Genomic DNA, 24,363 nt, shown 5'->3' with positions numbered 1-24,363 from the left:
CAGCGGCCTGGACCGCGACGGGCATCGCGGTAGCTCGGATCTGTGCTCTTCGGATCTGTGCTCTAGGGTCGCCGGGCGGCCCGCCGCTTGGCGGTGTAGGGGAGCGCGAAGAGGTACAGGCCGGTGAGCAGGAGCAGGGCGAGCGGGGGCAGCGGCGAGAGGTACACCACCGCGGGCGGCTCCTCCTGGGTCGCGACGGCGACGGTGACGACGAGCGCGGCCACCGTGAAGGCGATGGCCAGCCAGCGGTGGATCTGCCGGATCCACTTGTTCCCGTTCAACGGACCTCCTCGGACGGCGGGCGGATCGTGATGTCCATGGCGGTCACGCTAAGTGCGGATTCGGGGCGGATGCTTCTCGATTCCTGACCGGTCTGGTGGTGTCCGCGCCGCTCGCGCCAGCGGGGCGGGCACGGCTGCGGCCGCTGGTGGGGCGGCCGCGCCGTGTCCCCGGTGGACTCAGGCCGGGACGGCCGCCTGGCGTACCGTCCGCAGCGCCGCGCTCCACGCCACGACCTGGTCCAGCATGGTGGTGAGCTGCGACTCCTGGAACGGCGACGGCGTGAGCACCGTGAAGTTCTCGAAATCGGTGAAGAGGCTCAGCGCGACCTGGGCCCGCACGTCGGCGATCTGGAGTTCGCCCACCACGAGGCGCAGGTGCTCGACGGCCCGCGCGCCGCCGACCGAGCCGTACGACACGAAGCCGGCCGCCTTGTTCGTCCACTCGTTGTAGACGAAGTCGATCGCGTTCTTGAGTGCGCCGGAGGTGGAGTGGTTGTACTCGGGCGTGATGAAGACGTACCCGTCGTACGAGTCGACGACCCGGGCCCACTCCCGCGTGTGCGCGTTGGCGTAGACGCCCTGCGAGGCGGGGACCTCCTCGTCCAGGTGGGGGAGGTCGAAGTCCTTGAGATCGACCAGCTCGAACTCGGCGTCGGTGCGCTTGCTGGCGATGCCGTGCACCCAGCGGGCTACGGTCTCCGCCCGGCGCCCGGGGCGGGTACTGCCGATGATGATGCCGATCTTGGTCATGGGTCTGCCCTCGGTCTGTCGTCGGGTTGACGTGTCATCCGCACTGTACGCATCCCGGGTTGATGTATCAACTAGGCCGTAGGATTGGTCACATGACCGGCACGGCCGAGTGGCTCGACGACCGAGAGCAGCGCACCTGGCAGGCGTTCTACGACATGCAGGTGCTGCTGTGGCGTCGGCTGAGCCACCATCTCGCGCGCGAGACCGGCCTGTCCGAGCCCGACTACGTGGTGCTGACCGCGCTCGCCGCCGCGCCGGGCGGGCGGATGCGCCCGTTCGAGCTGGGCCTGGTCACCGACTTCGAGAAGAGCCGCCTCCACCACCACCTGACCCGGATGTCCGAGCGCGGCCTGGTCACGCGCGAGAAGTGCGCGGACACCCCGCGCGGCGCCGAGATCGCCATCACCCCCGCCGGCCGCGACGCGATCGAGGGCGCGGCGCCCCTGCGCGCCGAGCACGTGCGGCGGTGGCTGATCGAGCAGCTCACGAAGGAGCAGTTGGACGCGCTGGCCGAGATCTCCGAGGCGGTGCTCGCCAACCTGCGCGCCGCCGGCCGCCCCGGCACGCAGGACGAGGAGAGCTGCGCCCCGCCGGGGTGCTGACGGCGCCTGCCTTGTGGTTGGCGGCGCCTGGCTCGTGGTTGGCGGTGCCGAGTGCGGGCGGCCTCTGCCGTGCCGGCGGGGGCGCCTAGGATTGCCGCCCATGGGACGGACGCACACGTACGAGGTCGCCGTGCGGTGGACCGGCAACCGCGGCACGGGCACGAGCGGATACCGCGACTACGGCCGGGACCACGACGTGGAGACCGAGGGGCGCCCGGACATCGCCGGCAGCGCCGACCCCGCGTTCCGTGGTGACCCCGCGCGGTGGAACCCTGAGCTGCTGCTCGTCGCCGCCCTCGCCGAGTGCCACATGCTCGCCTACCTGCACCACTGCGCGGTGGCGGGCGTGGTGGTGACCGCGTACACCGACGCCGTCCTCGGCTCGATGGAGCAGGCCGGCAACGGCGGGCACTTCACCGAGGTGGTGCTCCGCCCGGAGGTCACGGTCGCTGAGCCGGAGATGGTCGAGACGGCGACCCGCCTGCACGAGGATGCTCACCGCGACTGCTTCATCGCCAGCTCGGTCAACTTCCCGGTGCGGCACACACCGGTGGTCCGCGTGGCGGTGGTGGCGTAGCGGCGGCGCTGCTCGACGCCATCGCAGGCGGTCGCCGAGTTCGCCGACACACACTGGCCCAGCACGCCGGGGCGGAGTTCGCCCGCTGGCGCCGGGGGCGTTACTCGGTGCGGAGGCCGTCGGGGCGCATGAGGCGCCACAGGGGCGGGAGGCTGAGCAGCGTGACCGCCAGCATCACGGCCGTGGCCAGGCCGGCCGACATGCCCACCACCGGCCAACTGATGGAGATCGGCACGCCCACCATGCGTAGCAGCACAGCGCCCAGCGCCAGCCCGAAGAGTACGGCCAAAGCGAGTCCGAGCAGGACCGGCACCACCGTCTGCCAGACCACCGACCAGGCGAGCGTGCCGCGCCGCGTGCCGACCGCGACCAGCATGGCGAGCAGGCGGCGGCGTTCGCGCAGGTGCTCCAGAATGCCGACCAGCAGGCTGGCACCGACCAGCAGGAGGGTCACCACCGCCCCGATGTAGAGGCCGCGCCGGATGTTGGTGAAGCGGCGCGCCTCCTGTGTCTCGACGAGTGTCCCCACCGAGGCGAGTGGGCTGACGGCGGCGGCCGCGTTGCGTACGTGCTCGATCGCGTCCGGGTCGCGCCGGTCGGTGCTGACGTAGAGGCTGGCGTTCAGCGGGCCGAGCCGGCTGGTGTCGAGGGCGGCGGGCGTGGCGAGCACGCCCTCGCGGGTCCAGCCGTTCGGGTCGGGGCGCACCTGGGCCGGGCGGGCGCTGGCCGGGACGATCCACTGTGGACCGCCGTCGCCGAGCACCAGGCGGTCGCCCGCGGCCACGCCACCGCCGCTGAGGAAGACGGCGCCGTCCGTACAACCCTCCACAGTGGCCAGCTCGGCCAGCGCGGCGCAGTCTCCGATGTGGACCTCGACATGTCGCTCCGGCTCGCCCACCGGGGTCGCCGCCGCCTGGAGCGTGCCGGTCACCTCCGCGATGCCGGGCGCCGCCGCGAGCCGGGCCATCGTGCCCGGCCCGTCGGAGGTCCGCACGTGCACGTACGCCTGGGCGCGGTCCGGGTCCTGCCCGGTGTCGTGGCGGTACTCGTGCTGGACGCCGGCGAAGAGCATCTGCAGGCCGATCGTGCCGGCGACCGCCACCGCCACGCCGTTGACCAGCCGAGCCGAGGTGGCGCTGTCGATCTGGAGCCGGCGGATGGCGAGCTGCCAGGGCACGGCGCCACCGCGCATGCGGCGTACCACCAGGTCGATCAGCCAGGGCAGGAGGGTGACCGCGCCGATCAGCAGGAGCACGGCGCCGGCCGCGATCTGGTACTGGTTGCCCTGCTCGGCGTCGCGCACGTTGCCGATCAGCGGATATAGCAGGGCGACGCCGAGCAGCGGGAGGATCAGCCGCCACCAGAGCCGGCGGCGCGTGGGCGCGGTGCGGCGCGCGACGCCGAGCGGCTCGACCACGACGCCGCGCAGCGAGATCATGCTGACCACCACCGCGAGCACCGGCACGGCGACCGCGATGAGGATCTGGGTCTCCCGGGGCGGGCGTACGTCGCCGGCGAAGACGCTGATGTCCCAGAGCGTGACCAGCGGCACGAGCTGGCGGCCGAGCAGGAAGAGCACCGCGCCGACCGCGACGCCGAGCAGCGCGCCCGCGGCTGCCTCCCCGGCGGCGATCCGCCGGGTCATCCGCCGGTCGGCGCCGACCAGGCGGAGGGCGGCCATCCGCCGGTCCCGGCGCTCGCCGCCGAAGCGTACGGCCGCGCCGAGGAAGACCGCGATGGGCAGCAGGAGTACGACGAAAATGATCACGACGAGCAGGGTCAGGACCGGGCCGAGGCCCTCGTTGAACGTCCGGTCGCCGAAGCTGTCGATCCGGCCCGCCCGATCCGCGGTCAGTGTGTCGCTGCCGAGGTAGAACGCCAGCTCGCCGGGGCCGGCAAGCCCTGCGTCGCCGATCGTGCCGGTCACCGTGGCGCCGCCGAGGCGGGGCGCGAAGAGCGCACCGTCGCCCGACCTCAGCACGTCGCGGAGCGCGGGGGAGACGACCACCTCGCCGGCCCGGGGGATGGCGGCGACGCCCGGCGGCAGCGGCGGCCTCGACCCCTCGGGGCGCAGGATCCGCCCGCGCACCGGTATCCCGCGAAACTCGGTGTCGAAGGGGGCGACCAGCATCGTCGCCTCGCCCGGCGTGGCCTGGTCGCCGATGCCGAGCGCGCCACGGGCGGAGCCGCGCGCCTCCCTGGCGTCCAGCGCGCCCGGCACCGCCGCGGCGAGCATCAGCATGGCCACGCCGATGCCGACGCCGACCGCGGTGAGCACCGCGCGGGTCCATCCGTCCCGCCCGCCAGCGAACGCCAGCCGCGCGCCGAGCAGCAGGTCGCTGACGATCCTCACCGGGCCTCCCACGCCACTCGCGCCGTGCCGCTCGCTCGTGCCGCGCTGAAGGCTGGGCCGCCCAGTCCAGACGCCGCCGCGCCAACTCGCTCGCTCATGACGCCATCCGGGCCAGGTCGCGGGTGCGGCCGTCGCGGACCACGACCTCCCGATCCGAGTACGCGGCGACGCGCGCCTCGTGCGTCACCAGCACCACCGCCGCGCGCGTCTCCCGGGCGGCGGCGGTGAGCAGGCGCATGACGCGCTCGCCGTTGAGCGAGTCGAGCGCCCCCGTGGGCTCGTCCGCGAAGATCACCTTGGGCGAGGTGACCAGTGCGCGGGCCACCGCGACCCGCTGCCCCTCGCCGCCGGAGACCTCGCCCGGCCGCTTGCCGGCGACGCCGGCGACCTCCAGCCGCTCCAGCCACTCGGCCGCCCGCCGCTCCGCCGCCCGCCGCCGGGTCCGCGCCAGCCGCAGCGGGAGGGCCACGTTTTCCAGGCAGGTCAGCTCCGGCACGAGCTGCCCGAACTGGAACACGAACCCGAACTGCCCGCGCCGCAGCGCGCTCCGCTCGCCGTCGCTCATCGTGGAGACCTCGCGGCCCTCGTAGAGCACGCGGCCGGAGTCGGGGGGCACGATGCCGGCCAGGCAGTGCAGCAGCGTCGACTTGCCCGAGCCGGACGGGCCCATGACCGCGACCACCTCGCCCGCGTCGATCGCCATCGAGGCGCCGTCGAGGGCGGGCGTCGCGCCGAACGCCTTGCGCAGGTCGTCGGCGACCAGCAGCGCGCGCCCCGCCCGCGACGCGGCTTCGCCGTGCTCACTCATGCCGTCACCGTCTTGGCCAGCTCGTCGAGGCGGGCGGCGGTCAGCTCCAGCCACCGCAGGTCGGCCTCGAGGTGGAAGAGCGCGTGGTCGCAGATCAGCTGCTCGGCGAGGTCGCCGGTGGCCTTGCGGCGGGTCAGCTCGCGCATCAGGCGCAGGTGCTCGGCCCGCTGCGTGTCCAGCAGGTCGGCCGCCGACCGGCCGGTGAGCAGGGCGAGCACGACCTTCGTGTAGAGCGTGGTCTGTAGGTACGGCTCTGGCTTCTCCGGCTGGGCCAGCCACCGGGACACGTCGGTCACGCCCGCGTGCGTGATCGCGTAGCGCTTGCGCTCCGGCCCGCCGCCCGGCTCCACGCTCTCGACCTCCACGAGGCCGTTCTTGAGCAGGCGGGAGAGCGTGGCGTACACCTGGCCGAAGTGCAGCGGGCGGCTGTGACCGAAGCGCTCGTCGTAGGCCCGCTTGAGGTCGTAGCCATGCCGTGGGCTGGACTCCAGCAGCCCCAGGAAGGTCTGTCCGATCGACATGCCGAGAACTCTACACCATAGGTATACGCGCCATGTATAGATGCTGTGTGTAGCTGCCCGCGACGGCGGCGGGCGAGGACCACGTAGCCTGGGCGGGGTCCCGAGCCCCTCGCGTACGGAGGAAGCGGCGTGATCAAGCCCCGACGGCGCTGGCTGGCCCTGCCGGCCGCGCTGGTGCTGGCCCTGCCCGTGACGGCCTGCGGCTCGGGCGGCGACGAGGCCCCCGCGGCCAACGCGCCGGCCCCGACCGGTGCGCCGTCCACCGAGGCCGCGGCGCCGGCCGACACCGGCCTCTACTTCTACCCGCCGGTCGAGGGCGCCACGCTGGAGTACACGCTCGGTGGCGTGGTCAGCGGCACCACCTCGGTGACCGTCGACAGCGTCGTCCAGGGCGCCGAAGGGCGCACGGTGACCGTCACCGAGAAGGGCACCGGCGGGGCCGCCGAGCGGGAGTTCGTGACCCGGTCGGACGGCGGGCTGACCGTCGACATCGGCGCGTTCGGCGCGGCCGCGGCCGGGTTCGAGGTGCGCGGCTCCGGCGACGACGTGGCCGTACCTCCGGTGGCCGACCTGGAGGCGGGCACGAAGGGCACCGGCCGCACGGCGGTCGAGGTGCGCGGGCCCGGGCTCGACGGGCGGAGCCAGCAGGTGCGATACACGGTGACCGGCGTCGGCACCGAGTCGGTGACCACGCCGGCGGGCACCGCCGAGGCGTACGCGATCAGCCTCGACCTCGACCTCGGCCAGGGCATCGCCGGCGTGACGGAGGCGAGCGGGAAGTTCTGGCTCAAGCCCGGCTTCGGCCTGGTCAAGCAGGAGGTCACGATCTCCGGCCTGACGCTGACGACGGAGTTGGCGAAGTCGTCCGTCCCGCTCTGAGAGAGTAGGGGCATGTCGAAGCCGGCGGTCCTCGAGGTCGCCGGCCGCGAGGTGACGATCACGCACCCCGACAAGGTGGTGTTCGCGGCCGGCGGTCACACCAAGCTCGACCTGGTCAACTACTACCTCGCCGTGGCCGGTGGCGCGCTGCGGGGCGTCGCCGGGCGGCCGATGGTGCTCAAGCGCTTCGTCAAGGGCATCGAGGAGGAGGCGTTCTTCCAGAAGCGGGCGCCGAGCAAGCGCCCCGACTGGATCGAGGTGGCCGAGCTCAAGTACGCCTCCGGCCGTTCCGCCGAGGAGGTCGTGGTCCGCGACGCCGCCGGGCTGGCCTGGGTCGTCAACCTGGGCTGCGTCGACCTCAACCCGCATCCCGTGCTCGCCGAAGACCTCGACCGCCCCGACGAGCTTCGCATCGACCTCGACCCGGTGCCGGGCGTGGAGTGGCGGCAGATCGTCGACGTGGCGCAGGTCGCCCGCGAGGTGCTGGCCGACCACGGGCTGACCGCGTGGCCGAAGACGTCCGGCTCGCGGGGCTTCCACATCTACGCCCGGATCGAGCCGCGCTGGCTCTACCGGGACGTGCGCCTGGCCGCCGAGACGGTCGCCCGCGAGGTGGAAAACCGGGCGCCCGGCCTCGCCACCGCCAAGTGGTGGAAGGAGGAGCGGCAGGGCGTGTTCGTCGACTTCAACCAGAACGCCAAGGACCGCACGGTCGCCTCCGCGTACTCGGTGCGCCCGACCCCGGACGCCCGCGTCTCCACGCCGCTGGCCTGGGAGGAGGTGCCGGACTGCCGGCCGGAGGAGTTCACGCTGCCGGCGGTGCGTGAGCGGTACGAGGCCGGCGGCGACCCGTGGCAGGGCATCGACAACGCCTTCGGGGCGCTCGACGGGCTGCTCGACCTGGCCAAGCGGCTCGGCCCGGCGGAGAAGCCGCCGAAGGGCGCCGGGCGCCGCCAGTCCACCATGCCGCTCATCGAGATCGCCCGCGCGAAGACGAAGGACGAGGCGCTGGCCGGGCTGGAGCGGTGGAAGGCCCGCCATCCATCCACAGTGGAGCGGCTGGAGCCGGCGGACGTGCTGGTCGACGGGATGCGCGGGCGCAGCTCGCTCTGGTACCGGATCCGGGTCAACCTCCAGCACGTGCCGGAGGGGGAGCGACCGCCGCAGGAGCCGCTGGAGGTCGACTACGACCCGTGGGAGGGGATGCGCCCCGACGGCGGTCCCGCATAGCCTATTTCTCCGATAGGATAAGTGGCATGACTGAACTCGTCGTGCTGGTGGGCAACCCGCGCCCCGCCTCCCGCACCCGTACCCTGGCCGAGGCGACCGCCGACGCGCTCACCGCCCGGCTCGCCCCGCTCGACGGCCGCGTGGTGCTGGAGCTGGCCGATCTCGTCGGCGTCACGTTCGGCCCGGAGCCGGCGCGCGGCTCGGGCGCGGTGGCCGACCCGTTCGCGGCCGTCCGCGAGGCCCGGCTGCTGGTCGTCGCCACGCCCGCCTACAAGGGCACGTACACCGGCCTGCTCAAGGTCTTCCTCGACCAGTTCGCGGCCGGCGCGCTGGCCGGCGCGGTCGCCGTGCCCGTGGCGGTGGCGGCCGCCGAGCCGCACCTGCGCGCGGTCTCCGCGGCGCTCGGCGACCTGCTCACCGAGCTGGGCGCGCGCCTGCCGGTGCCGCCCCTGGCCGTGCTGGAGTCGGAGCTCGCGGCCTCCGGCGGCGCGGGGGACGTGGCCGCAGCCTGGGCCGACCGGCACGCCGCCGCCATCGCCGGCCACCTCGCCGTGCCCGCCAGTCCGTAAAGGCGGCCCGACGCGCCGGTGCCCGCGGCGCCGGGCCGCGGGCACCAACCGGCCTCCGCTCAGCCGCGGATGGCGGCCGGCTCCGGCGCCTCGACCCGGGCCGGTGCCGCCGGGCGGGCGCGGGCACCGGGCGGCTTCCGTTCAGCCGTGGATGGCGGCTGGCTCCGGCGCCTCGACCCGGGCCGGTGTCGCCGGGCGGGCGCGGCGGCGCAGGCCGATCGCGACCACGGCCGCGCCGACCAGGGCCGCCACGACCGGCACGAGCAGCGCCGCGCGGTAGCCATCCAGCCGGTCCGCCGCCGTGCCGCCCGCGCCGGTGGCGGCGACGTTGACCGCGGTGACCAGGGCCAGCCCCAGCGCCGCGCCAAACTGGAACGACGTGTTGAGCAGCCCGCCGGCCAGCCCTTGCTCGGCCTCGTCGACCCCGTCGGTGGCGGCGATCGTCAGCGGTCCGTACGCCAGCGCGAAGCCGAGGCCGGTGAGGAGCAGCGTCGGCAGCATCAGCGGGTACGCCCAGTCCGCCCCGAGCGGCAGGAACAGCGCGTACGCCAGCGCCGCCAGCAGGAAGCCACCGAAGATCACGCGGGCGTTGCCCCACCGCTCGACGAGCCTGGGCGTGAGCGTGGGGGCGAGGACCGAGTCGATGCCGATCACCATCAGCGCGAGGCCGGTCTGCACGGTCGACCAGCCGCGCAGCTCCTGGAGGTACAGCACGGTCACGAACTGGAAGCCGAAGAACGAGCCGGTCAGCGTCATCGCCCCGATGTTGGCGCGGACGAGCGGGCCGGAGCGGAGGATGCCGAGGCGGACCAGGGGAGCCGCCGACCGCCGTTCGATCACGACGAACGCGGCCAGCAGCGCGGCGCTCGCGGCGAGCGTCGTGACGGTCCAGGCCGGCGCGACGTCCGGCGCCCGCACGACGGTGAAGACGAGCAGCAGCATGGCGCCGGTGACCGTGGTGGCGCCGGCGAGGTCGAAGCCGCCCCGCCGCGCGGTGCCGGGCGCGCCCTCGCCGTGCCGCTCGGGCGCCGTGGCCCGCGGGATCAGCCGGATGCCGGCGAGCAGGATCGCCACCGCCAGGATCACCGGGGCGAAGAAGACCCACCGCCAGCTCACCGCCGCCAGCAGCCCGCCGACGAACATGCCGAGCGAGAAGCCGCCGGCCGCGGCGCCCGCGTACACCAGGAGGGCCTTGTTGCGCCGCGGCCCCTCGGCGAACGTGGTCGTGATGATCGACAGGCCGGCCGGCGTCATGAAGGCGGCCGCCACGCCGGTGACGAACCGCGCCGCGATCAGGACCCATCCCTCGGTCGCCAGGCCGCCCAGCCCGGAGAAGAGGATGAAGACCCCGAGGCAGACCAGGAAGACCCGGCGCCGTCCCCACAGGTCCGCCGCGCGCCCGCCGAGGAGCATGAAGCCGCCGTACCCGAGGACATAGGCGCTGACGACCCAGGAGAGCCCGGCGGTCGACATGTCCAGGTCGGCGCGGATCGAGGGGAGGGCCACGCCCAGCATCGAGATGTCGATGCCCTCCAGGAAGATCGCGCCGCAGAGCACGAACAGCACGCCCCACTCGCGCCCGCTCATCCGCCCCGGTCCTGTGGGTTGTGTCGTGGACACGTACCGCCCCCGTTACTCGAATGCCTGTTGGTTATCTCTTGTAACCACTCGCATCCTGCGGCAGCATGGGCAGGCGTGGAAGAAGGCACTTCAAAGTCACCGAGTAACTGCGCCGATACCGACCTCGGCGACTCGGACCCTTTCCAGTGGGACCGGCGGGAAGACTGCGAGGTGCGCCAGATCCTCGACCGCGTCGCCGACAAGTGGTCGCTGCTGGTCATCGCGCTGCTGGAGCGGCGCACGCTGCGCTTCACCGAGCTGCGTAACAAGATCGACGGGATCAGCCAGCGCATGTTGAGCGTCACACTCCGCCAGTTGGAGCGCGACGGGCTGGTCGAGCGCACGGTGTATCCGGTGGTCCCGCCCCGCGTGGAGTACGCACTGACCCCGCTCGGCGCGACGCTGCACACCACGATCCAGGCGCTGGTCACCTGGACCGAGGAGCACCAGGACGAGATCGCGGCCGCCCGCGCGTCCTACGACCGGCGGGCGGCCGCCGAGACGCCGGTCTAGACCGGCGCGGTCCCGCCGGGCTGGCGCACGCCGTTCACCGTCAGCGTGTACGGCGCGTACTGGCTGACCTGCTCGGTCGGCTCGTCGTAGGCGACGATCGCGACGACCCTCGGGAAGAGGCGCAGGGCGGCCAGCCGCACCGGGTCGAGCCGCACGCTGTGCCGCCCGTCCAGCTCCAGTTGGAGCGCGACCTTCCGCCGCTCGTCCAGGCCGACCAGGCGCACGTTCCAGTTGTGCACCGCGGTCGGCTCGATCTCGGTCGGCGAGTCGAACGCGGCGAGGCTGGACCCGTCGCTGACCGCCGCGCCGCCGAGCCTCACGTCGTCGACGAGCAGCCCGCCCTCGTTGACGCCGCCGTCGCTGACGTACCGGAGGCCGAGCAGCACCGTCCGGCCCGCGTACGCCGACAGGTCGAAGGTGTGCGGCTCGAAGCCGTCCGTGGTGCCGTTGAGCGCCGGGCCGAGCGGCCCCTCGACCGTCCGGTCGCCCTCCACCGGCGTGTACGTGGCGCCGCCGTCGGTGGAGACCGTCACATACCCGTAGTCGTAGCCCTCCTCGGCGCCGTACTTGGCGAGCAGGCGCAGCGTCGGGTCGGCGGCGGGCACGGCGACCGGGACGACCGCGGTGTTGTCGAGGTTGTTGGCGTTGCCCGACCAGAGCACGGGGTTGCCCGGGCGGTCCGGGTCGTTGTCGACCACCTTCCAGGCGAGCGGCAGCGGCGGCAGCGTACGGGCGCCGGCGAACTCGAGCGAGCGCAGGTCCGAGCCGCGCAGCACCGCGCCGTTCGCCCTCCGCAGCGGCACGTAGTCGGCCCCGTTCGGCGCGGCGCCGGGCGTGGCGTTGATCGCCGGGTTCGCCTGGTTGACCGTGGAGCGGAGGCTGCGCGTGGTGACCCGGCTCTTCGGCACGCCGTACACGCGCCCCTCCCGGGAGTCGCCGACGATCCGGTCGAGCAGCACCATCGACTGGTAGTCGTGGACCACCTGCCAGAGGTCGCGCACGCCCTCCGCCTTCAGCGCCTCGGCCACGCTCGCCAGCCCTTGGTGCTCGCCGTCGCGGTGCAGGCGGGAGATGAAGGCGGTGCCGTACCGGTCGTGGAGGAAGAGCATGAACGAGTACGCGTTGCCGTAGTCGGCGAGCGTCGCGTTCGGGTTCGGGCTCTCGCCCCAGAGGGTGAGCGAGTTCTCCGGGCCGCCGCAGTCGCGCGGGTTGGTGTTGAAGTCCGTACGGACCGTGCCGAAGCCCTGGAAGCAGAAGATGTGGCTGTCGGCGCCGCGCTGGTCGATCGTGGCGGTGGCGTCGACGTACCCGGTGAGGGTCTGCGCGAAGTCGGAGAGCCCTTCGTTGACCCAGGTGGTCTCGAACGGGTCCGCGTAGTACTGGAGCAGGTGCTGCCACTCGTGCGCGAAGGTGCCCTCGTACAGGTTGGGGCGGGCCGGCCGGCTGGTGCACAGGTCGTCGGTCGGCTCGTTGGGCGGGTTGGCGCCGGTGCGGTGCAGCCAGTCGAACGCGTCGATCGTCATCACGTTGCGGTCGAAGAGTTCGTTGAGCTGCGCGGAGAAGAAGCCGGCGATGTAGGTCGGCGCGGCCGGGAAGTCGTGGTAGTTGTCGTCCCGCACGTTGTCGACCAGCGTGACGGTGCGGTCGCCGGCGCCGGTGTAGACGCCGCCGTCGCCGTTCCCGTCCGGTTCGAGCAGGGCGTTGGTGCCGTCCCGGTCCGGCGGCGTGCTGAAGGCGGCGGTCTCCTTCGGGTACATGTTGCGGTCGAACTCGCCGATCAGGTGCTCCACCTGCGCGTCGGTGACCTCGGTGGTGCCGGGCACCTGGGCGCGGCAGTCGCCGGCCGGGAAGGCGAGGTCGTCGGCGACCCACACCTCGACGTGCTCGCCCACGCCGCGCAGCGTGTAGTTCTTGCGGTACAGCGAGCCTTCGAGGTCGTCGAGGCCGAGCCACTGCCGCTTCGTGCCGACCGGTGGCGTGTCGGCGCCGGCCCGGGCGCCCGAGCGGGCCACCTTGGGCTGGTAGCTGGCCGGCGTCCGGACCGGGCGGCCGTCGAGCGTGAAGTCCTTGCGGCTCAGCTCCCGGACGTCGGCGGCCGGCCGCTCAGCCGGCGTCCGCTCGGGGCTGGCCGGCGCCGCGCTGGCCGGGAGGACCGACAGGGGCAGGAGCAGAGCGGTGGCGGCGGCTACGACGGTGCGGGCGCGTGCCATGGATCCCCCTTTGTGACGGGACGACAGTGGTCGTCACAAAGGAGGATCTTATTTGAGGGTATGTCCGATATGGCCTAAGCGGGTGGCTTGGCGCAGATAAAGCGTGGCTCAGCCTGGTACGTCCAGCTGAACTTCTCCCGCTTCGTCTCCTTGCCGTCCTTCCGGAAGATCCGCCACGCCTCCTGGCTGAAGCCGTCGATGCCGGACGTCGCGATGCAGCTCGGGCCGGGGTCGAGGTACTTGGTCACCGGCTTGGTGATGTTGCGCCGCGGCCCCCACTCGGTGGTCACGCTGTCGTAGATCTTGGTGCTCCAGATCGTGACCGTGATCGAACTCGACGTGTACGAGGTGTCGATCAGCACGCCGTACGGAGTGTTGTTGCGGAACCGGAAGTCGAGGTGCGGCGGGTAGATCGTGGACTCGATGACCGAGGGGTAGCGGCTGAAGTAGTACGAGTGTGGCTTGTGCTCGACGTCTTCCAGCCCGGCGTAGTACGTCGCGTTGAAGAGCGTCGTCACGAACTGCGAGACGCCACCGCCCGCGCCCGGCACCAGCTTGCCACCCACGATCGTCGGCGCGTCTTTGTAGCCCTGCGGGTAGCTGCGCTCGCCGGTGTGCGTGTTGAGCGAGAAGACCTTGCCCGGCATCACGAACGCACCCTTGGTCTCCTTGGAGACCAGCACGATGTTCTGGCTGCGGGCCGAGGTGAGCCCGCCGGTGAAGTTGGTGGTGAACGAGGAGACCTTCTCCTTGACGCCGAGCTTGGCGACGTCTTCGGCGGTGACCTTGGGCTTGGTCGTGGCCATGGTGCCGGCGACCGTGCGCCCGTCCGCCTTGGGCAGTACGCCGAGCAGGTCGGTGCTGAGCTTGGCGGTGTCGAGGCGGTGGCCGTCGGCGCCCGGCACGACCGCCGGCTTGCCGCCGGAGATCGTCATCGTCGCGTCCTTCGCCTGCACCTCGACCTTGCCGAGCGGAGTGGCGAGCGCGGCGCGCAGCTTCTTCTCGTCGACCTTCGGGTTGATCTTGCCGGTCTTGTCGGCGGTGAGCACCAGGCTCTTCGCGATCGCGGCGGGCGGGACGGTGACGTCGCCCCGGTCGGTGGTCACCGTGACCGGGCCGGCGACCGCCGGGCGGGCCAGCTCGGCGACGAGCTTGTCGACCTCCTCCGCCGAGGTCGCGGGATGGATCTCGACCAGCGGCACCGGCACCGGGCGGATGCCGAGCCAGCCCTCGCGCAGCGTCTGGGCCGACTTTTCCGGGTCGAGACCCAGGCCGGGCTTGGGATGGACCGCCTTGGGCGTGGTGCCGGAGAACGTCACCGCCGGCATCGTCATCGCCTGCGCGTCCTTGCCGAGCGCGGCGCGGAGCACCTCGTCGGCCTTCGCCGTGTCGATTGTGACCACCGGTGCCACGTTGCGGGAGCCGAAGATCCGGCTGAACGGGCCACCGCCGCTCTCCGCGGCCGCCGCCACCGTGGCGTCCACGTCGATCGCCAGCCCCACGTCGGCGGGAGTGATCTCGACGACCCGCTCGCCCAGCCGCACCGGCAGGGGCGCCTCCAGCCGCTCGGCCTGCTCGGTCAGCCCGGCGCGGAGCGCGGCCGCCGCCTCCGATCTGCTCTGCGCGCCCAGGTCGATGCCGAGCACCGTCGTGCCGCGCGGCACCTCGCCCGCGTATCCGTAGGCGACGGAACCGCCGACGGCGACGAGGACGACCGCGGTGATCCCACCGGCGAGGAGGATCCGCGCCCGGCTCCGCTTCGGCTGATCGGGCGCCGGCTCACCGTAGGTGACGGGCCCGCCCGGCGCGGCCTGGCCGCCCACCGCGGAGAACTGGACGGTCGGCGCGTCGTCGGCGAACGGTCTCGGTGGCTGGGTCACGGGGGCAGATGCTACGCGACGCGGGAGAGGAGCGGGGCGATGCGGATCGATGGAGTACGGGCGGTGAGCCCCGGGTCACACCACGGAAACCACGCGAACGTGTCCGGCACCGCGCCGGTGGCGGGCCGCCTCCGGCGGTGCTCGCCGGCGCGGCGGGAGGCGCGGGCCGGCCGGCGTGGGGAGGCGGGATCCGGGCGGGCATGGCGCGATAGCGTGGCGCGATGGCTGACGACGGACCCGGACACCTCGGCCACGGTCACGCGCACGCCCACGGCGCCGACCGGCCGCACGCCCGGTTTGCGGGGCGCACCGCCCTGATCGTGCTCGCCTGCGCCGCCGCGGTCACGCTCGCGGCGATGATGCTGCTCTGGCCGCGCGACGAGGTCGGCCGCGAGGCGGCCGAAGGCTCGGTGCAGGCCACCGGCGACGTCGTCGCGGTGGCCCTCACGCCCTGCCCGGAGCTGCCCGGCGACCCGCAGATCGCCCCGCAGGGCGGCCCGCAGGGCGGCCCGCAGGAGTGCGGCACCGTCACGGTCCAGCTCACCTCCGGCCCCGACGAGGGGCAGCGGATCGAGACCGACCTGCCCCGCGGCCCCGGCGCCCCCGAGGTCGGCGAGGGCGACCACATCGTGCTGATCAACACCGAGGGCACGGCCAGCGGTGTGGCGTACCAGATCCTCGACCACCAGCGCGGCACGCAGCTCTGGATCCTCGGCATCGCGTTCGCGCTCGCGGTCGTGGCGTTTGGGCGGTGGCGCGGGCTGGCCGCGCTCGGCGGGCTCGCGATCACGTTCGGCGTGCTGCTCTTCTTCATCGTGCCGGCGATCCTGGACGGGCGCTCGCCGCTGCTTGTCGCCGTCGTGGGCTCCGCCGCGATCATGCTGTCGGTGCTCTACCTGACGCACGGGCTCACCGTCCCCACCACGGTCGCGGTGCTCGGCACGCTCGCCAGCCTCACGCTGACCGGTGTGCTCGCGACGGTCGCCACCACAGCGCTGCACCTGACCGGCGTGGGCACCGAGGAGACAAACTTCCTCACGATCACCAACTCCGCGGTCAACATGCAGGGCCTGCTGCTGGCCGGCATCCTGATCGGCTCGCTCGGCGTACTCGACGACGTGTCGGTGACACAGGCGGTGACGGTCAGCGAGCTCGCCCACGCCAATCCGGCGCTCTCCGCGACCCGGCTGTACCGGGCGGCGGCGCGGGTCGGCCGGGCGCACATCACCTCGGTGATCAACACGCTCGTGCTGGCGTACGCGGGCGCCTCGCTGCCCCTGCTGATCCTGCTCGCCGCCGGCAACACGCCGCTGGGCGAGGCGCTCACCTCGCAGATGCTCACGCAGGAGATCGTCCGTAGCGTGGTGGGCACGATCGGGCTGATCGCGGCGGTGCCGATCACGACGGCGCTGGCGGCGTTCGCCGCGACCCGCAAGCCGAAGGTCAAGCAGCCTCGGCGGGCCGAGCCGAGGCGGCGGCGCGGCATGGACGTGACGAGCGACGAGTGGCTGGGCACGCCCGACGACACCGGCCATCTCCGTGCGGGACGGCAGGCCCAGCTCCCGGAGGATGCCGGAGGCGCGTACGGCGGCGGTCTTCGGTGAGCCCGCCCCTGACCAGCACGCGGAGTGAGCGCGGCCCGAACGCGTGAGCGGGCCCCCAGGTCTCTGCCTGGAGGCCCGCCCGCCGCCTTTGGTTACCTGGTGACGCCGAAGACGATCCGGCTCAGCGTGTCCTCCGTACCCGTGAAGCCCTCACCGGGGTTGAAGGCGTCCTCGCCGAAATCGACGTCGATGTCGTCGGCGGTGCCGCCGACGCCGTCCGGACCCACGGCGAACATGACCGGGAAGTTGCCGCCCTGGTCCATCAGGTTGGGGATGTCGTTGAACTGGTCGACGTGCCAGTCGCCGAAGAAGTGGCCGGCCTCGTGCGAGACCACGTTGCCGAGCGCCCGCCCGACGAAGGCCACCTTGTCGCTGGCCGGCGTGATGTACGTGTTGAGCGAGGCGTCGTCACCGGCCGGGTCGCTCAGCACGTCGAGCAGCACCAACGCGGTCTCCTCGGTGGCGAAGTTGCCGGGGTCGATGGTCTGCGCGATGCCGATGGTGGGGACGCCCGACTCGTCGATCGTGCCGCCGACGACGATGCGGCTCACGTTCGCCTGTCCGAACGTGTCCCGGTGGTCGCGGCTGTTCTTGATCTGGATGCGGAAGCGCCCGTTGAGGCCGCTCGCGACAAGGTCCGTCTTGATGTTCTCCTCCACCGTGGCGAGCACGGCGTCGATCACCTCGTCCTCGTCGGCGCGGGTGAGCCCCCACCGGCCGAGGAACGCGCTGAGCGGGCTCAGCGTCCGCACGCCCGGCCCGCCGAAGATGGCGGTGTTGAGCCGCGCGCCGTCGAAGTCCAGGAAGAGCGTCTGCACCGGGGGCGCCTCGGTCTCCAGCGCCGGCCGGTACGCCTCGACCGTGACGTCGTACCGCCCGCTGCCCGAGGTCACCGCGAGGTAGTGCCAACCGGTGCTCTCCGCCACGTGGTCGACGACCGCGTTGCCGCCGCCGGGGAGCGGGGTGTTGGCCGGGAAGATCGCGGTGAGGTCCTGAGTGGAGCCCTGCACGAGGCGGGGCACCGTGTCGTACACGCCGAGCAGCGACGCGCCGCCGCTCACCGACGCGCCGAGCACGTCGCCCTTGCGCAGGCGTACGGCGAAGTAGTCCACGTCGGCCTCGCCCACGAGGATCGTGACGTCGTACGGCCCCTCGCTCTCCGCGCCGGTGCCGCTGCCGGAGTCGAACGGGTCGTTGGGGAGCGTCAGGAAGCCGGTGACGAAGACGTAGTAGTCGCCCGTCTCGGTGACCTGGAACGTGAGCAGGCTGTCGAAGCTGTTCGCCGTGTCGTCGGCGGTCGCCAGCAACTCGCCCTCGGCGTCGAGCAGCAGCAGGATCGAGTCGAGGTTGCTGCCGGCGGGCGTGTCGATGTCGACCGTGAGGCTCTCGCCGGCCTGGGCCGTCACCTTGTACACGTCGAAGTCGCCGGAGCCGGTGCCGGCGCTGCCGTGCGGCCCGTCGCCGACGGTGGCCGAGGTCCTGATGCCGGCGCGGGTCTCGCCGATGCCAGTCTCGCCGGCGAGCGTGATCGAGCCGTCGTCCTCGGCGGTGGCCTCCACCTCGTCCGCGGTCACCGCCTCGGGCGAGAGGGCACCGAGCACGCGGGCCTTGGGGTTCTGCCCGGAGTTGGTGCCGAAGCCGGCGACCCGTTGGGCGGTGGCCGGCGTGTCGTTGGAGCCGCGGATGCCCGCCGGCTCGTCCTCGTCGACCAGGATCGGCGCGGCGGCGAGGGCCTTCCGCTGGCTGTCGCGCACGGCCGCGCGCTCCTTGCCCATTGCGGCGAGGTGCCAGTCCCAGCCGGAGAGGTCGGCCGCGGCGGGGTCGGGCAGCAGCGCGAGGTACGGGTTGACTCCGGCCGGCTTCGCGCTCGCCGACCGGTTCTTGCCGTTCGACTTCTTCGCGACCTGGAAACCGGCGGACATCGCCTGCTCGGTGTCCACGTCTCTGGGCGCGCGGGCGGTGGCACCGCCCGGTGCGAGTGTGACCGCCGCCAGTAAGCAGGCAGCAACCATCGCGATGGTTCGACGCATGCTTCTCCCCCTTCGAACCGGCCGAGGCCCCCGCCCCGGTCGGCACCGGCGACACTACTCACGATGAAGGCGAATAGATAGATCTATGAATGGAAGTCGGATTTCCGCCGGCGCACCGATGAGTTGGCGGCCCGCGGCCGGTCCTACCTTCCGAAGGCACTCGCCGAGGAGGGGAATCCCATGAACGTCACCGTCGACCCGCTGACCGCCGCCCGCGCCGAGGCTCTGTTCGCCAGTCCTCTCTCCATGCGGTGGGCGCGGTGCGTGGTCGACGAGGTGTACGGGACACGGCATACGTACGCCACGACAGGGGCAAGATAGGCACAATAGACAGAAGGGGCGAAACATGTTTGGGAGTACGAAGGCGTTCAGCGGCTTCTCGGTCGGCGACATCCCGGCCGCCAAGGCGTTCTACGCGGAAACGCTCGGCCTGAAGGTCACCGAGGAGCACGGGATGCTGAGCCTCCACCTCGGCACCGGCGCGGAGGTGCTGGTGTACCCGAAGGAGAACCACACGGCGGCCACGTACACGGTCCTCAACTTCCCGGTCGAGGACATCGACCGGGCGGTGGACGACCTCGCCGCCCGGGGCGTGGAGGTGATCCGATACGAGGGCTTTGGCCAGGACGAGCGGGGGATCATGCGGGGCGAAGGGCCGCCGATCGCCTGGTTCGCCGACCCGGCGGGCAACGTGCTGTCGGTACTCCAGAGTTCTTGACTTATATAAGCGGCGGCTGGCATAGTCGGCGCCGTGCACGCGTTTGACGTCCTCGGTGACCCGGTGCGTCGCAGGATCCTGGAGCTGCTCGCCGACGGTGAGCAGTCCTCGGGGGCGGTCACGGAGGTGATCCGGGCCGAGTTCGGGATCTCGCAGCCCGCTGTGTCGCAGCACCTGCGCGTGCTGCGGGACAGCGGGTTCGCATCGGTCCGGGCCGAGGGCACTCGCCGGCTCTACGCCGTCGAGGCCGCGCCGTTGCGCGAGGTCGACGCGTGGCTGGACCGGTTCCGCCGGTTCTGGGAGCAGCGGCTGGACGCCCTGGCCACGGAGCTGGCGCGGGGCAAGCGCGCACGCCGTATCGATTCCGGCGGTCCGCCCGCCGCGCCGCCCGGGAGTGGTGCCGGCGATGGGGGAGCCGCCGACCCGCCAACCGACAAGGACATGACATGAAGGACGTATTGGACGAGCTGGCCGCCGTGCACCGCGAGCTGGGCAAGGGCACGGTGCCGGCCGGCGAGGCGTACGCGGTGGTGCTCCGCCGCCGCTACGACGCGGAGATCGACGACGTCTGGGAAGCCATCACCAGCGCCGAGCGGCTCAGTCGCTGGTTCCTCCCGGTCAGCGGCGACCTGCGGCTCGGCGGGACGTACCAGCTGGAGGGGAACGCGGGCGGCGAGATCCTCGTGTGCGAGCCGCCCCGGCTGCTCAAGGTCTCCTGGCTCTTCGGCCCGGACGCCCCGCCCGGCAGCAGCGAGGTCGAGGTGCGGCTCACGCCCGGGCCGGCCGGCGACACCGAGTTCGAGCTGATCCACTCCGCGGTGGTCGAAGAGGTCTTCTTCCCGACGTACGGCCCCGGCGCGACCGGCGTCGGCTGGGACCTCGGGCTGCTCGGCCTCGCGATGTACCTGCGCGGCGAGCACGTCGAGAAGCCGTCCGACTTCGAGTCGTCGCCCGAGGCGCGCGAGTTCAGCACTCGCAGCGCGGCAGCGTGGGGCGAGGCCCACCTGGCGGCCGGTGGCGACCCGGAGCAGGTGGCGACCTCGGTGCGGAACACGACGAAGTTCTACGTGCCCGATCCGGCCTGAGGCATGGCCTCGGCGCGGTACGCCTTGGCGAGGCGTTTGGGCGCCCGCGCGAGCCACGCCTCCACCACGACCTCCTCCAGCTCGGCCGTGCCGATCCGGTCGAGCTGGACCAGCACCGCCGGGTAGCCGTCGAAGTGCGGCGTCGTGAAGTAGACGGACGGGTCGTCCGCGATCAGCGCATGCTTGGCCCCCTCGTCGGGCACGCGTGCGCCGAGGATCGGCCCGTCCGGCGCCGCCTCGCCGAGCGCCGCCAGGTCGCTCTTGCGCAGCGGCCGCTCCCACACGAACGCCTTCTCCTTCACGCGCCAGGACAGGTGCCCCTCGCGCCCCGCCACCTCGTCGGTCTCGGGCAGCTCCAGCGCCAGCCGCCGTACGTCGTCCCAGCTCGCCATAGGCACACTCTAGAGACCTTCGGGTCTGGGGTTCGTGGATCTGCCTCCGCGCCGATCCCCCAGACGATCTGTTCCAAGGGATAGACCTGGGCTACCGCGACGTCCGCCGCGCTCCAGACCGCCGCTCCCGCAGCCGCATTCTCCGCGGTGCACAACCAAACCCGCGGTCGAGGTCTGAGTGGATCGCGCAGTGTCTCCGCGCGTGGCGGGCTTGCAGCGCGGACGGGCCCGAGATCTGACCCCGAAGCTCTGTTGGAGAAGCTGTCGAGCTGGGCGCATCGGTGCGCCCACCCCCGCAGGGACCCCACACGCGGCTCGTGGCATGGACGCTGGGTCCGGATGGGTAGCCGCCCCTGACCTGGCAGGTGCGTGGACGTTGTCGGGGACATAGCCCTTTCAAACCGGTCGCAAAGGGCTATGTCCCCGACATAGCTTCTCGCGAAGCGACCAGACCCGGGGCGCGGCGTCCGTCCCTGGCGACTGATCGCGCCCAGACAGTGGATTTCTCGCCACGCACGACCTGGATCCCCATGACCGCGAGCGGCCCGCCCCGAACACGCCGACACGCCATCCAGCAACCAGGCACAGCCCCGCGCGGACCCGGCCCGCAGCACGAGCGCCCGCCGGAGCTACCACAAGAACCCGCGCAGCGGCGCCAACCCGACCGCGAAAGCGGTATAGACGATCCGGACGGCTTGGGCGTCCGCTGTCCGGACCAGGGGGCGTTTCTGCGGAAGTCTGACGTGCGCTCCTCGGCCTTGGGGCACGACGAGAACCCGCGACGCGAACCTCGGCTCCGCGCGTGACGGCGTGGCCCGGCTCTCCGGCGCGGCTCCGTCCAGCGCGGCGCCGAGGGAAGGGGTGCGTCGCCGTCATACGGCGTGGCCCGGCTCTCGGGCGCGGCCCCGGGGGAGGGGCGCGTCGCCGTGATCCGGCCCTGGCGGAGATTTCGTCGTGCCGGCTGGGCGTATATCGTCGTAGATGGATTTCTTCGCCGGCGCGGGGGTGCTGGCGTCGGCGGTGGCCGGTGCCGGCGGCTCGCGAGCGGGCATGGGGCCGGGCCGGTGGGCGGCCCGGGCGCCGGCGGGCGACGCTGGCTGGAGGCGATGGCGTGGCTGTGACGCCCAGGATCACTCCGGTGGAGGAGCCCTTTCCGCCGAAGATCGAGGCCCTGTTCGCCCGTATGATCCCGCCGGGCCTGCCGCCGCTGCGGGTACTCCGCACCATGGCGCGCAACCGGCAGATGTCACACGCCATGGCCGAGTGGATGGGGTACGAGCTGAGCACCGCGCTCAGCGTCGACCTCCGGGCCCGCGAGATCGTCATCGGGCGGACGTGCGCGCTGTGCGGCTGTGAGTACCAGTGGGGCCTGCACATGGCGGTCTGGGCCGAGCGGGCCCACTTCACCCGGGCGCAGATGCGCTCGATCGCGCTGGGCTGTAGCGGCGATCCCTGCTGGACCGAGCCGCGAGACCGGCTGCTGATGGAGCTGGCCGAGCAGTTGCACCAGAGGTCCGATGTGGACGACCGGCTCTGGGGCGACCTGCGCGCGCACTTCGACGAGGAGCAACTGCTCGACCTGCTCGCCCTCTGCGGCTGGTATCACGCGGTCAGCTTCATCGTGCGCGCCGCGCGGGTCGAGCCGGAGCCGGGCCTGACGCGCTTCGCCGACGTGGCGGCCCCATGGGGCGCCGACCGTTAGCCGATCGCCACTTGGATCACCGACTTCTTGCGGTTGCTCGATCAGGACGTGCCCGCAGCGGCGGGCAGAGCGTCCGGTTCCGCTCCTCCACGTAATCACGAATCTCGTTCCCAATCTCCCGCGCCAGATCATCTCGCTGCGGCTCGACCACACATCCGCCCGGTCCGCTGAATCTCCGTGCCGCCACACCCCGTGCGCGCCCATCGCCGAAGAGACGCGGCCCTCGCCGGGGTAACCCTGCTGATTGCCCAACGCCTGAGATTCCTCCTGACCTACATCTCCGCGAACGCGGCATCCGCGGACAGCACTGCCGCGACAGGGCACGAATATTCGCTCTTGTGTGAAGTCTCATGATTCTGCGAGACTCCAGGCATGAGCGAATCAGCCGAGCCAACCTCCGGGCCGCGATACGACGTGATCATCGTGGGTGCCGGCGCCGCTGGCGCCGTCCTGGGGAGCAGGCTCTCGGAGAATCCGGCCCGGCGTGTGCTGCTCCTTGAGGCCGGACCGGACTACCGGAGTGTCGACCAACCTGCCGAGATGGCAAGCCCCAATCCGTTCAACCTCCTTCTCGACCCCAAGCTTCAAGCGACGTTCATGTATCCCGACCTCAAGGCAAGGCGCACGAGGAGCCAGGAACACAGGGTCTACTGGCGAGGGAAGGGCGCCGGCGGCTCGACCGCCGTGAATGGCCAAATCGCCATCCGAGGCGTGCTTGGCACTTTCGACCGCTGGGCCGAGGCGGGATGCGTCGGATGGTCGACCGCCGACGTACTCCCGTTCTTCAACCGCCTGGAGGACGACCCCATCGAGGCGAGCTACCACGGGTCAGGCGGGCCCATTCCCATCTATCGAGCACCAGTTGATAGATGGGGATGGGTCGATCTGGCACTACGGGACGCGGCAATGGGGCTCGGCTACCAGTGGAACGAGGATGTAAACGCACCAGGCGCCGAAGGCGTCTGCGCCTACCCAATCAACAGCCGAGAAGGGCGTCGCGTCTCGGTCAACGACGGATACCTCGAACCGGCGCGGGGACGGAACAACCTGACGATACTCGGCGACGCGACGGTCGATACGGTGATCTTTCAGGACCGTACGGCGGTCGGCGTGAGGACGGTGATTGGGCGTCAAAGAATCGACTTTCACGCACCACTCGTCGTCCTTGCCGCGGGCGCCATCCACTCACCCGCGATCCTGCAACGCTCCGGCATAGGCCCGGCCGAGAACCTCGCACAGCTTGGAATCGATGTGCGGGCCGATCTCCCTGTCGGTCAAGGCTTTTTCGATCACCCATTCTGCCGTATTGAGCTTAAGCTCAAGCCAAACTTTCGAGTGACTGATCCCGATGCCCGCCACACCAATTGTTGTCTTCGGATCGGTTCGGGCGCGGATCATTCAGCGGGCGACGATCTCCTAGTCGTGGCCATGAACCATGGGGGTGTGGGAGTAGAGATCGACGCCGCACAGTTCGGCGAGGCAATGATCAACCTGCTTCTCATGGAGACGAAAAGTCGCGGAACCATATCGCTCGATTCAACAGATCCTCTCGCGCCGCCCGTGGTCGAGGAGAACATGCTCGACGACCCCTCTGACCTTGAGCGTATGAGTCGCGGCTATCGCCACCTAGGACTGTTGGCATCCCAGGAACCGTTCCGAGTGATTACCGACGGCGCGCTGCTGGGCAACTCTGACCTCCCACTGTCCTGGCTCGCATCGGCGCGAGATGTTGAGCTCGAAGACTTCTTGTTGAACCAAGCGTCAGACGCCCAGCACGGTGCTGGCGGCTGCTGCATGGGCCCCGCGGGCACAGGGGTCGTCGATTCGGCATGTCGGGTCTACGGCTTCGATGGGCTCCGCGTGGTCGATGCGTCAATCATGCCGCTTGACTGCAGAGCGAATACGAACCTCACTACGATCATGATCGGCGAGAAGATGGCTAACGACCTCGCCAAAGTCTGACGGTCGCTGAGCAAAGGGCCGCAGCCGGCGTCCGGTCAGCTCGAGATCCAGCAGCCCCCTGAACCATCCACCTCACT

General features: G+C 71.8%; 23 protein-coding genes. 13 read left to right on the top strand and 10 right to left on the bottom strand.

Going from position 1 to position 24,363, the window contains the following annotated elements; all coding sequences use genetic code 11:
• Positions 1-62 precede the first annotated feature (62 nt).
• Together ACFFIA_RS06980 and ACFFIA_RS06975 are read right to left on the bottom strand one after the other, a co-directional pair.
• Entirely contained in the window at positions 63-281 is a 219-nt protein-coding gene (locus ACFFIA_RS06980) for a hypothetical protein (RefSeq protein WP_377247238.1), read from the bottom strand.
• Positions 282-458: 177 nt separating this feature from the next.
• Positions 459-1,031, bottom strand: coding sequence for an NADPH-dependent FMN reductase (locus tag ACFFIA_RS06975; protein ID WP_377247235.1), 573 nt, complete (start codon positions 1,029-1,031; stop codon positions 459-461).
• A 92-nt stretch (positions 1,032-1,123) separates the two neighbouring features.
• Between ACFFIA_RS06975 and ACFFIA_RS06970 the strand changes: the two genes are divergently transcribed.
• Both ACFFIA_RS06970 and ACFFIA_RS06965 read left to right on the top strand, forming a co-directional pair.
• A complete protein-coding gene (locus ACFFIA_RS06970) occupies positions 1,124-1,633 on the top strand; it encodes a MarR family winged helix-turn-helix transcriptional regulator (protein WP_377247232.1) in 510 nt (169 codons plus the stop codon).
• 100 nt (positions 1,634-1,733) lie between these two features.
• Positions 1,734-2,210: an OsmC family protein gene (locus tag ACFFIA_RS06965; RefSeq protein WP_377247229.1), complete on the top strand. Its 477-nt coding sequence runs from the start codon at positions 1,734-1,736 to the stop codon at positions 2,208-2,210.
• Positions 2,211-2,310: 100 nt separating this feature from the next.
• Here ACFFIA_RS06965 and ACFFIA_RS06960 read toward each other — a convergent pair whose 3' ends face one another.
• The 3 genes from ACFFIA_RS06960 to ACFFIA_RS06950 all read right to left on the bottom strand — a co-directional run bounded on the left by ACFFIA_RS06960 (position 2,311) and on the right by ACFFIA_RS06950 (position 5,892).
• The gene (locus tag ACFFIA_RS06960; RefSeq protein ID WP_377247226.1) at positions 2,311-4,563 is read right to left on the bottom strand and encodes an FtsX-like permease family protein; all 2,253 of its coding nucleotides are present in this window, start codon (positions 4,561-4,563) and stop codon (positions 2,311-2,313) included.
• Between the two features lie 94 nt (positions 4,564-4,657).
• Positions 4,658-5,371, bottom strand: a complete 714-nt coding sequence (locus tag ACFFIA_RS06955; RefSeq protein ID WP_377247223.1) for an ABC transporter ATP-binding protein — start codon at positions 5,369-5,371, stop codon at positions 4,658-4,660.
• The gene (locus tag ACFFIA_RS06950) at positions 5,368-5,892 is read right to left on the bottom strand and encodes a PadR family transcriptional regulator (RefSeq protein WP_377247220.1); all 525 of its coding nucleotides are present in this window, start codon (positions 5,890-5,892) and stop codon (positions 5,368-5,370) included. The genes ACFFIA_RS06955 and ACFFIA_RS06950 overlap by 4 nt, the downstream gene beginning before the upstream one ends.
• Before the next feature lie 129 nt (positions 5,893-6,021).
• Between ACFFIA_RS06950 and ACFFIA_RS06945 the strand changes: the two genes are divergently transcribed.
• From ACFFIA_RS06945 to ACFFIA_RS06935, 3 genes are read left to right on the top strand one after another with little or no spacing between them, the layout of a single operon-like run.
• Positions 6,022-6,771 carry a TapB family protein gene (locus tag ACFFIA_RS06945; protein WP_377247217.1) on the top strand — a complete coding sequence of 250 codons (750 nt, stop codon included), beginning with the start codon at positions 6,022-6,024 and terminating at the stop codon, positions 6,769-6,771.
• A 12-nt stretch (positions 6,772-6,783) separates the two neighbouring features.
• Positions 6,784-8,001, top strand: a complete 1,218-nt coding sequence (gene ligD / locus ACFFIA_RS06940) for a non-homologous end-joining DNA ligase (RefSeq protein WP_377247214.1) — start codon at positions 6,784-6,786, stop codon at positions 7,999-8,001.
• Between the two features lie 26 nt (positions 8,002-8,027).
• Positions 8,028-8,570 carry an NADPH-dependent FMN reductase gene (locus ACFFIA_RS06935; RefSeq protein ID WP_377247211.1) on the top strand — a complete coding sequence of 181 codons (543 nt, stop codon included), beginning with the start codon at positions 8,028-8,030 and terminating at the stop codon, positions 8,568-8,570.
• 141 nt (positions 8,571-8,711) lie between these two features.
• On the opposite strand, the gene ACFFIA_RS06930 is transcribed toward ACFFIA_RS06935, so the two are convergent.
• Positions 8,712-10,157: an MFS transporter gene (locus ACFFIA_RS06930; protein WP_377247208.1), complete on the bottom strand. Its 1,446-nt coding sequence runs from the start codon at positions 10,155-10,157 to the stop codon at positions 8,712-8,714.
• Positions 10,158-10,265: 108 nt separating this feature from the next.
• On the opposite strand from ACFFIA_RS06930, the gene ACFFIA_RS06925 reads away from it, so the two are divergent.
• Complete coding sequence (locus ACFFIA_RS06925; RefSeq protein ID WP_377247205.1) at positions 10,266-10,703, top strand: winged helix-turn-helix transcriptional regulator; 438 nt, start codon at positions 10,266-10,268, stop codon at positions 10,701-10,703.
• Here the strand turns inward: ACFFIA_RS06925 and ACFFIA_RS06920 are convergent.
• Together ACFFIA_RS06920 and ACFFIA_RS06915 are read right to left on the bottom strand one after the other, a co-directional pair.
• Positions 10,700-12,913, bottom strand: a complete 2,214-nt coding sequence (locus ACFFIA_RS06920; RefSeq protein ID WP_377247202.1) for a peptidase M6 immune inhibitor A — start codon at positions 12,911-12,913, stop codon at positions 10,700-10,702. The two genes, ACFFIA_RS06925 and ACFFIA_RS06920, sit on opposite strands and share 4 nt — an antisense overlap.
• 74 nt (positions 12,914-12,987) lie before the next feature.
• A complete protein-coding gene (locus ACFFIA_RS06915) occupies positions 12,988-14,793 on the bottom strand; it encodes a VanW family protein (protein ID WP_377247199.1) in 1,806 nt (601 codons plus the stop codon).
• A gap of 221 nt (positions 14,794-15,014) precedes the next feature.
• Here ACFFIA_RS06915 and ACFFIA_RS06910 point away from each other — a divergent pair, with 221 nt between their 5' ends.
• Positions 15,015-16,397: a YibE/F family protein gene (locus tag ACFFIA_RS06910; protein WP_377247196.1), complete on the top strand. Its 1,383-nt coding sequence runs from the start codon at positions 15,015-15,017 to the stop codon at positions 16,395-16,397.
• A 92-nt stretch (positions 16,398-16,489) separates the two neighbouring features.
• Here ACFFIA_RS06910 and ACFFIA_RS06905 read toward each other — a convergent pair whose 3' ends face one another.
• Positions 16,490-18,427 (bottom strand): PPC domain-containing protein, encoded by a 1,938-nt coding sequence (locus tag ACFFIA_RS06905; protein WP_377247193.1) that lies wholly within the window; start codon positions 18,425-18,427, stop codon positions 16,490-16,492.
• A gap of 180 nt (positions 18,428-18,607) precedes the next feature.
• Between ACFFIA_RS06905 and ACFFIA_RS06900 the strand changes: the two genes are divergently transcribed.
• Genes ACFFIA_RS06900 through ACFFIA_RS06885 form a run of 4 tightly spaced genes read left to right on the top strand, consistent with a single transcriptional unit; the run spans position 18,608 to position 20,230 of the window.
• The gene (locus tag ACFFIA_RS06900) at positions 18,608-18,748 is read left to right on the top strand and encodes a hypothetical protein (RefSeq protein WP_377247190.1); all 141 of its coding nucleotides are present in this window, start codon (positions 18,608-18,610) and stop codon (positions 18,746-18,748) included.
• A gap of 25 nt (positions 18,749-18,773) precedes the next feature.
• A complete protein-coding gene (locus ACFFIA_RS06895; RefSeq protein ID WP_377247187.1) occupies positions 18,774-19,145 on the top strand; it encodes a VOC family protein in 372 nt (123 codons plus the stop codon).
• A gap of 33 nt (positions 19,146-19,178) precedes the next feature.
• Complete coding sequence (locus ACFFIA_RS06890; protein ID WP_377247184.1) at positions 19,179-19,595, top strand: ArsR/SmtB family transcription factor; 417 nt, start codon at positions 19,179-19,181, stop codon at positions 19,593-19,595.
• Positions 19,592-20,230 carry an SRPBCC family protein gene (locus ACFFIA_RS06885; RefSeq protein WP_377247181.1) on the top strand — a complete coding sequence of 213 codons (639 nt, stop codon included), beginning with the start codon at positions 19,592-19,594 and terminating at the stop codon, positions 20,228-20,230. Before ACFFIA_RS06890 ends, ACFFIA_RS06885 begins: the two co-directional genes overlap by 4 nt.
• Here ACFFIA_RS06885 and ACFFIA_RS06880 read toward each other — a convergent pair.
• On the bottom strand, positions 20,209-20,622 hold the full coding sequence (locus ACFFIA_RS06880) for an MmcQ/YjbR family DNA-binding protein (protein ID WP_377247178.1): 414 nt from the start codon (positions 20,620-20,622) through the stop codon (positions 20,209-20,211). The genes ACFFIA_RS06885 and ACFFIA_RS06880 overlap by 22 nt on opposite strands.
• 1,138 nt (positions 20,623-21,760) lie before the next feature.
• Here ACFFIA_RS06880 and ACFFIA_RS06875 point away from each other — a divergent pair.
• Positions 21,761-22,324, top strand: coding sequence for a carboxymuconolactone decarboxylase family protein (locus ACFFIA_RS06875; RefSeq protein ID WP_377247175.1), 564 nt, complete (start codon positions 21,761-21,763; stop codon positions 22,322-22,324).
• Positions 22,325-22,696: 372 nt separating this feature from the next.
• Positions 22,697-24,286, top strand: a complete 1,590-nt coding sequence (locus ACFFIA_RS06870) for a GMC family oxidoreductase (protein WP_377247172.1) — start codon at positions 22,697-22,699, stop codon at positions 24,284-24,286.
• The last annotated feature ends 77 nt before the right edge of the window (positions 24,287-24,363 follow it).

The organism is Phytohabitans kaempferiae (genome assembly GCF_042433955.1).
Taxonomy (GTDB): Bacteria; Actinomycetota; Actinomycetes; order Mycobacteriales; family Micromonosporaceae; genus Phytohabitans; species Phytohabitans kaempferiae.
Note: the sequence above shows the minus strand (reverse complement) of the source record. Positions and strands in the feature narration are given on the sequence as shown.

Excerpts from the sequence above, each read along its gene's own strand:
- ACFFIA_RS06975 (WP_377247235.1), bottom strand. The coding sequence starts at position 1,031 with ATGACCAAGATCGGCATCATCATCGGCAGTACCCGCCCCGGGCGCCGG.
- ACFFIA_RS06970 (WP_377247232.1), top strand. The coding sequence starts at position 1,124 with ATGACCGGCACGGCCGAGTGGCTCGACGACCGAGAGCAGCGCACCTGG.
- ACFFIA_RS06965 (WP_377247229.1), top strand. The coding sequence starts at position 1,734 with ATGGGACGGACGCACACGTACGAGGTCGCCGTGCGGTGGACCGGCAAC.
- ACFFIA_RS06955 (WP_377247223.1), bottom strand. The coding sequence starts at position 5,371 with ATGAGTGAGCACGGCGAAGCCGCGTCGCGGGCGGGGCGCGCGCTGCTG.
- ACFFIA_RS06950 (WP_377247220.1), bottom strand. The coding sequence starts at position 5,892 with ATGTCGATCGGACAGACCTTCCTGGGGCTGCTGGAGTCCAGCCCACGG.
- ligD (WP_377247214.1), top strand. The coding sequence starts at position 6,784 with ATGTCGAAGCCGGCGGTCCTCGAGGTCGCCGGCCGCGAGGTGACGATC.
- ACFFIA_RS06935 (WP_377247211.1), top strand. The coding sequence starts at position 8,028 with ATGACTGAACTCGTCGTGCTGGTGGGCAACCCGCGCCCCGCCTCCCGC.
- ACFFIA_RS06930 (WP_377247208.1), bottom strand. The coding sequence starts at position 10,157 with ATGAGCGGGCGCGAGTGGGGCGTGCTGTTCGTGCTCTGCGGCGCGATC.
- ACFFIA_RS06920 (WP_377247202.1), bottom strand. The coding sequence starts at position 12,913 with ATGGCACGCGCCCGCACCGTCGTAGCCGCCGCCACCGCTCTGCTCCTG.
- ACFFIA_RS06910 (WP_377247196.1), top strand. The coding sequence starts at position 15,015 with ATGGCTGACGACGGACCCGGACACCTCGGCCACGGTCACGCGCACGCC.
- ACFFIA_RS06905 (WP_377247193.1), bottom strand. The coding sequence starts at position 18,427 with ATGCGTCGAACCATCGCGATGGTTGCTGCCTGCTTACTGGCGGCGGTC.
- ACFFIA_RS06900 (WP_377247190.1), top strand. The coding sequence starts at position 18,608 with ATGAACGTCACCGTCGACCCGCTGACCGCCGCCCGCGCCGAGGCTCTG.
- ACFFIA_RS06895 (WP_377247187.1), top strand. The coding sequence starts at position 18,774 with ATGTTTGGGAGTACGAAGGCGTTCAGCGGCTTCTCGGTCGGCGACATC.
- ACFFIA_RS06885 (WP_377247181.1), top strand. The coding sequence starts at position 19,592 with ATGAAGGACGTATTGGACGAGCTGGCCGCCGTGCACCGCGAGCTGGGC.
- ACFFIA_RS06880 (WP_377247178.1), bottom strand. The coding sequence starts at position 20,622 with ATGGCGAGCTGGGACGACGTACGGCGGCTGGCGCTGGAGCTGCCCGAG.
- ACFFIA_RS06870 (WP_377247172.1), top strand. The coding sequence starts at position 22,697 with ATGAGCGAATCAGCCGAGCCAACCTCCGGGCCGCGATACGACGTGATC.